The sequence below is a fragment of the Acidiferrobacteraceae bacterium genome, from assembly GCA_037388825.1.
Taxonomy (GTDB): Bacteria; Pseudomonadota; Gammaproteobacteria; order Acidiferrobacterales; family JAJDNE01; genus JARRJV01.
The window spans coordinates 1-7,073 of record JARRJV010000081.1 but is presented as its reverse complement, the minus strand read 5'-3'; the positions used below and the strand labels follow the sequence as shown (position 1 = coordinate 7,073).

The window sequence follows — 7,073 nt, the reverse complement described above, 5'->3', positions numbered from 1 at the left end:
GAATCGCATTAGTTCACGCATCACCGAGCCCAAGTCCCAGGGTGCCTCCCAGGCCATGCTCTACGGAACCGGCCTGGACGATGGCGACATGAAGAAGGCCGAAGTAGGAATCGCCAGCGTTTGGTGGGAAGGCAATACCTGCAATATGCATCTCAATGATCTTGCCGCCCGGGCGAAGGACGGCGTAGTCGAGGCCGATCTGGTTGGCATGCGATTCAACACCATCGGCGTCAGTGACGGGATTTCCATGGGCACGGAAGGGATGAGCTATTCGCTGCAGTCGCGCGATCTCATTGCCGATTCCATCGAAACCGTGGTGGCAGCCCAGTGGTACGACGGTGTGATTACCATTCCCGGTTGCGACAAGAACATGCCCGGTTGTCTAATCGCCATGGGTCGACTCAACCGGCCTGCCCTGATGATCTATGGCGGGACGATACAGCCCGGTCATACGGACGGCACACCGGTCGATATCGTGTCTGCCTTCCAGAGTTATGGCGAGTTCCTGGCGGGGAAGATCAGCGAGGAGACGCGACAGGACATCGTTCACCATGCCTGTCCCGGACCCGGTGCCTGCGGTGGCATGTACACGGCGAATACAATGGCCTCGGCCATAGAGGCCCTGGGCATGTCCTTGCCTTACAGCTCGTCCACGCCCGCCGTCGATCCGGGCAAGGGTGAAGAATGTCTAAACGCAGGGCAGGCGATTCGCTACCTGCTGGAGCAGGATATCAAACCGCGGGACATCATGACCCGCGAGGCGTTCGAAAACGCCATGGTTGTCGTCATGGCCCTGGGCGGATCCACGAATGCGGTTCTGCACCTTATCGCCATGGCCCGCGCCGTCGAGGTTCCGCTGACCATTGACGACTTCCAGGCGGTCAGCGACCGAATTCCGTTTATCGCCGATCTGAAGCCCAGCGGACGCTATGTCATGGAGGACGTGCACAAGGTTGGCGGTGTTCCGGCGGTGATGAAGTACCTGCTGGAGAACGGACTACTGAACGGAGACTGTCTGACCGTGACCGGCAAGACCGTTGCCGAGAATCTGGCCGATGTTCCAGGGCTGTCTGACGGCCAGGATGTGATCCTCCCGCTCGAGCAACCCATCAAGAAGACCGGCCACATCCGCATCCTCAAGGGCAGTTTGGCGCCTGGTGGAGCCGTAGCCAAGATTACGGGCAAGGAGGGGGAACATTTCTCGGGGCCCGCAAAGGTATACGATTCGGAAGAGGACATGCTCAAAGGCCTGGAAGACGGAAAGATCGAGAAGGGTGATGTCATCATCATTCGCTACGAGGGCCCGAAGGGTGGGCCGGGCATGCCGGAAATGTTGACCCCAACGTCCGCCATCATGGGCGCCGGCCTGGGGAAGGATGTTGCACTGATTACCGATGGCCGGTTTTCCGGCGGATCTCATGGATTCATCATGGGTCACGTGGTGCCGGAGGCCCAGGAGGGTGGGCCCATTGCCCTGATTCGCGACGGGGACCGCATCACCATCGACGCCGTGAAGAACACGCTGGATGTGGACCTCAGCGAGCAGGAACTGGAAGAGCGCCGTGCGGCCTGGACCATGCCGCCGTACAAGGCAAAGCGAGGGACGCTGTTCAAGTACATACGCTTTGTAAAGAATGCCAGCGAAGGCTGCGTTACCGACGAGTAGCTGGCGGCGGATGCAGATAGGGAAAGCGCCCTTGCGGGCGCTTTCTTTTTGGAGTGTGCACGGGTGGTGAATCAGGGAAAGGCGGGGATCATGGGATCGGACCCCGACGCCGAAGCCTTCGGATGCCGTTTCTTCATAATCGCCTCGACCTCGGGCACACGTTCCTTGGGAACGTCCACCATCATCAGTACCTTGCCGCGCCTGATTGCGGACTCAAAGCGCTGCAGGCGGGTATTGGGTACATCACTACCGACGAGCCCTGAGGCCCATACACCGAAAATTGCGCCCAGCAGGAACAGGAGCGCAACACCGGTGATTCCGATTTGCAGCCCGTCTGGCGGGAAGAAAAACGCGAACCCGCCGGCCACAAGCCCGGTCAGGGCTCCGGTGAACAGCCCCATCTCCATGGCGTGGATCAGATCGCTTCGTTGTTCAATGGTTGCCGGGGGAAGATCCCCAAGCTTGGTCCCATCCTTTGCCAACACATGAATATGTCGCTCTTCGACACGCGCCAACAACAGATCGTTCAACGTTGACTTGGCCTGTTGTACGCTTGGTAGCAGGTAGTACAGTCGCCGTCTCATCGCCGCCTCCTTGTTGCCTGGTCTGGTTTTGTTACCTGATGCAACAAGCCTACGCCGGGAACGGCACCGCTGCCAGCCAATTCAGATGAAATGACTTTGTGACATAAACTCTGTGGTTAAGTTGGCACACGCTTTGATTTGCAGGGCGCGACAGCGGTATGGACGGACGGGAACGGAATCCGTCGTACTACGGGCGTGGCCGCAACAGGGGATGCTGAATCAGCCCGAGTTCTTGGCCGCGATTTCCCTGTACATTCCGCGCAGGACCATGTCCGTGTAGCTGACGATACCCACGACCTTCCTTTGCTCGACGACAGGGGCGCGGGACAGACCAAATTTGTCGAACAGGCGCGCGCAATAGCGAATATCCATCTCCGGGTCGACGGATACAACAGGCTTGCTCATGATCTCGTAGATATTGATCCGGTCGGGGGCGCGATCACGGGCGAGGACCTTGCGGGCGATATCGGCCAACAAAACGATTCCGTATTCGTCGTCGGGATGGCGCTTGTTTACCAGCAGGGCCTTGGTTTCAACATGCTTCATTTTGAGCAAGGCATCAGCGACTGTGGTCAGCCCTTCGACCATGTCGAAGTCCTTCTTCATCACGTCGCGCACCCGAATGACTTCGCGCTCGGTCATAGCTTGTCCTCCACCACGCCACTGAGTTCCCGTATCTGATGGCCGACGCCCACGGCGTCCTCCACGTCGATCTGGAAGGCGATACCGGTACCGGGTTTTACGTCGAACTCGCCGACTCGGGCAATGGTTTCCAGGATCTCCCGGCTAAGGTGTTCCTCCACAAGGAACATAAGCATATCGCGTTGTGACTCCAGCGTCAGACCGAGAAAGGTTTTTGTTTCTTCCAGGCCTTCTCCACGGGCCTGGTTGATCACGGTACAGCCGGTGGCCCCGGCATTCCGGGCGGCGTCCATCACGGCATCCGATTTGGAATCCTCGACGAGTGCGATCAGGAGTTTGAAGTGCATGACAATTTCTCCAGGGACGATGGTGATTCAATCATGGGAAGATTTTTCCATTTCTGCCGCCTTGCGCCGAATCGCCCGTCGTTTCTCCCGGTACACGATGAGTTGAGCATAGCCCATCACTGTTACCATGGGAAACAGGCTGGCGAAGGCGATCAGACCAAATCCGTCGATCAAGGGCGACCGACCGGGCACAGTACTGGCGAGACCCAGACCCAGCGCCGTGACCAGCGGGACGGTGACGGTCGAGGTCGTCACCCCGCCGGAGTCGTAGGCGAGGGCGGTGATCATTCGCGGAGCAAAGAAGGTTTGCACGATCACGAGCACGTAGCCCGAAATAATATAGTACTCAAGTGGTGTACCGGTGACGATGCGGAACGTTCCGATGGCGAGGCCGAGCGCCACGCCCAGGGCCACGGCGATGCGCAGTCCCCACACGTCGATGGCGCCGCCGGAGACGGTCTGCGCCTTGATTGCCACGGCGATGAGAGACGGTTCAGCGATGGTTGTCGCGAAGCCGATGGCGGCGGCAAAAAGATAGACCCAGCGATAGTCCATCCAGTCAGGTGGGCCCCCGGCAGATGCGGCAATGCCGAGGAACTGCGGATTGGTCAACTGCGTTGCCATGAGTCGGCCCAGAGGGAACAGGGCGTCCTGCAGGCCGATCAGGAAAAGCGAGAGCCCAAGAACCACGTAGGCGAATCCGAGCAGCGTGCGGCGCGGCCTGGGAATGGGCCGTTTCAAAACGAACAGCTGGACGCCGAACAGGATAACGGCAATGGGGATCACGTCCCGTAGCGTGGACAGAAAAATCCAGAGGTATTGTTCCAGCTGATTCATCGGTAGATCATCCCGAACATCAGCACGAAAACGATTGGCGTCAATGACGCGAACGCGATCAGTCCGAAACCATCAACCATCGGGTTGCGACCCTTGATGCTGGAAGCCAGACCGACCCCAAGAGCGGCGACGAGAGGCACGGTGACCGTAGAAGTCGTGACACCACCCGAATCGTAGGCGATTCCAACGATCTCGCGCGGTGCAAACGGAGTAAGCAGAACCACCGCAAGGTATCCGCCGGCAATGAGATACTGGATGGGCCATCCCTTGACGATCCGGAACACGCCGAGCACCAGGGCCAGGCCTACGGAAACCGCTACCGTGGCACGCAGTCCCAGTGCGTAAGAGGCCTGTGCCGCGGCATCGGAGCCGATGACACCGCCGCGGGCGGCCACACCGGCGGCCTCTCCGGCGACCGCGATGAGCGCAGGCTCCGCCACCGTGGTTCCGAAACCAAGCACGAAGGCAAAGATCAACAGCCAGGAGAGGCTTCCCTTGCGCGCAAACCCGTAGGCCAGTTGTTCGCCAATGGGAAACAGTCCGAGCTCCAGCCCCTGGACAAACAAAGTCAACCCGAGGACGACCAGCAAGGTTCCGGAAAGAAGCCCGAGCGGGTCCGGGAAGGGCTGGCGAAGCACGCCGTATTGAAAAACGACAACGACGAGAACGATGGGAAGAAGATCGCGGATGCTCTCGCGAATACTGCGTATCAGGCCTATGACCAGCTTCTTCAAATGGTGGATTCCCGTGCGCAGCCTTCGTTTATTTGTCGCATCCACTGACGGGTGTCTGAGAGGCCTGGATTGGAACGATATCGTTCCGCTCTTGCCAAACGCAACAATCGTACCGCGAGGAATTGAAATCGCAACCGCCTGGTGGCTGCGCCAGGGGTCGCCGGCGGGAAGTGGACCTATTCCATGAATGCCAGAGCGATGCCTTCGGCAGTAACACGTACCACCTTGGCCTGCACAATCATGGGCTCGACTTGGTCGTCGAAGGGGGTAATCTCGACGTATACCTCGGTGCCCAGGGCGGGACTCGATTGGGAACCGCAGTGAAGGAACACTCCGGTGGCGCTCAGATCCCTGGTTCGGACTTTGAGGGGTGGAAAGCCTTCGTAGGTGAGCGTGGCGTCGACTTCAATATCGCGACGCTCGGCTCTCCTGCGTTCTTTCCCGCTGGGGAACAGGGCCATGGGTCAGATTCCCGGCATCAGACTGTTGTATTTGGGAGTAGAACGTGTCGCGAAGACATGTGGCTCGAAGCAGCAGCCGGGGATGATGTGCCTGCGATCAGCTTGCGAGTGGCAGGTAGTCCGTGGGATTGATGCCGAATTCTCCGGAGGGCAGTACAGCACGAATGTCCGGTGCGCCGGCCGGATTGGATATGGCTTCTTCCATCAGATCGATGACCTTCACCGCTTCGAACGGCCGCTTGTCGGAGTTGAGCACGAGGGCAACGCGAGGCTTCAGCCGGCGTTGGCGGTTGACCGTGACCACGACACCGACCGCGCCATCGGAGAGTTCCACCAGGCTGCCGATGGGGTACACACCCATACATTGGATGAACTGCTCCACCAGGCCCGGATGGAACGCGGTCGATCGCCAGTGATACATCTTCGACAGCGCGTCGTAGGAAGTCATGCCTTTGTGGTAGACGCGGTCGCTCGTAATCGCGTCATAGCAGTCGACAATGCCGCCCATCATTCCGAAGGCGCCAATGTTGTCGCCCTCCAGGCCCTGGATGTAACCACCGCCCCCGTAGCGCTCGTGGTGGCGGGCGGCAACCTGAATGGAAAGTTCGGAGATACCCTCGGAGTTCTCAAGTATCTGCACGCCGTGCGGGACATGGGTTTTCATGATCTCGTATTCTTTTTCCGTGAGCTGGCCGTGCTTGTTGAGGATTTCCGTCGGCACCTTCATCTTTCCAACGTCGTGCAGCAGGGCACCGATTCCAAGCAGGTTCAGTTCCTGGCGGGTGAGTTCCAGGTGGCGGCCGAAGGTTAGTGCAAGGATGCATACGCGCATGCTATGCAGAGCGGTGTACTCGTCGGCATTCTTCAGCTGTGCCAGCACGCCCATGGCGTCGGGATTGCGGATGATGCTTTCCACCATATCCGCAATGACCGCTTTGGCGCCGCTGGTGTTGATGCTGCGGCCCATGCGTACGTCATCAAGGGTGGTGTAGAGAACTTCGCGCGCGCGGGTTTCGATTTCCCTGGCCTGACCCATCTCTTCTTCCAGGGACGCGGTGTCCTTCCAGCGCTTGGAGTCGGTTTTTCCACCAAGCACCTCCGGATCCAGATCGCGGACCTGATCCGATTTTTCCTCAAGGACCGTGACCACCGGGGAGGATTTCTCGGCCTGGCGCTTTTTGTGCGCGATGGCCCCGGCTTCGCCCTCGGTATCGATAAAGACGAATTCGCAGGTACTGCGAAGGTCTTCCAGGGTGGCTTCGTCGCCGATTTCGAATCCCTGGAACAGAAACTGGGTGCTCGTCCATGGGCGATCGAGCTCGGCCACGTACATGCCAATCGCGAGGTCGCTGGTGTTGACTTTCTTTCTCATAGCCCCGAAATACCGGATTCTAGATACTGACTATAGCCCAAGTTTTCCCCTGTAAAGGGGGGAAATATGCTTTAAACGATACGACGACTCTGCTGCAATTCTGCAGGGAAAATTCGGTATTTTTCCACCCCGCTGTTGTTTATACGATTTTCGACAGAATTTGGTCGATTTCCCCGGAAAATTGATCATTTTCAAGGTTCTGGAAATCAAACTGGGTCCGGTCCATCAGGTGTTTCAGGTTCACCTTCCCCAGGGCGTGGAGAATATTACTGGGGATTTTCGGATTTTCCGCCGCCAGCTGAGCGATCAGTTGCTTCGTGCGCTGCCGGCTCATATTTTCCTGGGAGCCGCAGAGGTTGCACGGAATGATCGGAAATCCCTGCTCGCTGGCATAGCGTGCGATGTCCTTTTCCTGGCAATAGGCCAGCGG

General features: G+C 58.6%; 9 protein-coding genes. 1 reads left to right on the top strand and 8 read right to left on the bottom strand.

The window, feature by feature from the left end; translation table 11 throughout:
• On the top strand, positions 1–1,666 hold a 1,666-nt coding region (gene ilvD, locus P8X48_11640), incomplete at its 5' end, for a dihydroxy-acid dehydratase (protein MEJ2107956.1).
• Positions 1,667–1,737: 71 nt separating this feature from the next.
• Here the strand turns inward: ilvD and P8X48_11635 are convergent.
• The 8 genes from P8X48_11635 to P8X48_11600 all read right to left on the bottom strand — a co-directional run.
• Positions 1,738–2,250 (bottom strand): hypothetical protein, encoded by a 513-nt coding sequence (locus P8X48_11635; protein MEJ2107955.1) that lies wholly within the window; start codon positions 2,248–2,250, stop codon positions 1,738–1,740.
• A 219-nt stretch (positions 2,251–2,469) separates the two neighbouring features.
• Positions 2,470–2,892 (bottom strand): CBS domain-containing protein, encoded by a 423-nt coding sequence (locus P8X48_11630; GenBank protein ID MEJ2107954.1) that lies wholly within the window; start codon positions 2,890–2,892, stop codon positions 2,470–2,472.
• Entirely contained in the window at positions 2,889–3,239 is a 351-nt protein-coding gene (locus P8X48_11625; protein MEJ2107953.1) for a P-II family nitrogen regulator, read from the bottom strand. The genes P8X48_11630 and P8X48_11625 overlap by 4 nt, the downstream gene beginning before the upstream one ends.
• A 27-nt stretch (positions 3,240–3,266) precedes the next feature.
• Positions 3,267–4,076, bottom strand: a complete 810-nt coding sequence (locus tag P8X48_11620; GenBank protein ID MEJ2107952.1) for a DUF1538 domain-containing protein — start codon at positions 4,074–4,076, stop codon at positions 3,267–3,269.
• A complete protein-coding gene (locus P8X48_11615; protein MEJ2107951.1) occupies positions 4,073–4,810 on the bottom strand; it encodes a DUF1538 domain-containing protein in 738 nt (245 codons plus the stop codon). Before P8X48_11615 ends, P8X48_11620 begins: the two co-directional genes overlap by 4 nt.
• Before the next feature lie 176 nt (positions 4,811–4,986).
• Positions 4,987–5,271 carry a PilZ domain-containing protein gene (locus tag P8X48_11610; protein ID MEJ2107950.1) on the bottom strand — a complete coding sequence of 95 codons (285 nt, stop codon included), beginning with the start codon at positions 5,269–5,271 and terminating at the stop codon, positions 4,987–4,989.
• Between the two features lie 97 nt (positions 5,272–5,368).
• Positions 5,369–6,643 (bottom strand): HD-GYP domain-containing protein, encoded by a 1,275-nt coding sequence (locus tag P8X48_11605; protein ID MEJ2107949.1) that lies wholly within the window; start codon positions 6,641–6,643, stop codon positions 5,369–5,371.
• A 139-nt stretch (positions 6,644–6,782) separates the two neighbouring features.
• Positions 6,783–7,073 (bottom strand): tRNA 2-thiocytidine(32) synthetase TtcA (locus P8X48_11600; GenBank protein ID MEJ2107948.1); only part of this gene is annotated, 291 nt, incomplete at its 5' end.